This is a genomic window from Acetobacter fabarum, from assembly GCF_029069195.1.
Classification (GTDB): domain Bacteria; phylum Pseudomonadota; class Alphaproteobacteria; order Acetobacterales; family Acetobacteraceae; genus Acetobacter; species Acetobacter fabarum_A.
Genome location: NZ_JARDYK010000039.1, coordinates 1 through 693, shown reverse-complemented (window position 1 = coordinate 693; position 693 = coordinate 1). Strand labels below are relative to the sequence as shown.

Here is a 693-nt window from a genome sequence, read left to right as displayed (position 1 = left end):
AGCTGATGCCAGCCATCTCCCTCCAGAGGGCCACCTGAAGGAGACAGCCGCATCAAACTTATCACAAACCCAGATCCGCCCGACACAGCAAGCGACTTTTTCAACAGAATTAGGCGTAAGCGGACATAGCTTTGGATGCATAAGCTCCACGCTTTAGGAGGGCAGGGGACATTTATTTTAGTAAGAGGTCATGCGTGTGCCGAAAAAAGTTCATTAAAACAGCCTACTAGACCCGATTGGTTCTCAACTTGCGGTTGTCGCAAGTTGAGAACCAATCCTGCCCCCGCAATCACCGATACCGACACTCCCGTGAGCAAAGCTCCGGGAGTGTTTCTTTTTTCAGCCTTTCCAATGGCTTGCCGCTCGATCCAGTTCAGGATCGTCCCCAATTCCCCATACAGCATCGCGTCGATCTCGCCCCGGTTCGGGCCGGGAGTGAGGACGACTTTCTCGATCAGTGCCCGCAGCGCCTCGGCGGCTTCCAGCCGTTCCTCGGGGCGGTTGAGGGCGTCGGTCAGACGACCGACTTTCCGGGCGTAGATCGCCGAGGCACTCGGCAGCAGGTCCGGCACATCGTCGGGGATGACGTGCCCCCCTTTTTGTATCCACTCAAAAGGAGAGTTCCCGTTTTTTATGGCTTGGGGTTGATGGGATGACAAGGGTCTCGGGGGCATGCCCCCGAGACCCTTGTCT

The 693-nt window shown here is 56.4% G+C and carries 1 pseudogene; it reads right to left on the bottom strand.

Annotated elements, in window-relative coordinates:
* Positions 1–188 precede the first annotated feature (188 nt).
* Positions 189–693: pseudogene (locus PY793_RS14105) on the bottom strand (hypothetical protein); the annotation flags it as partial.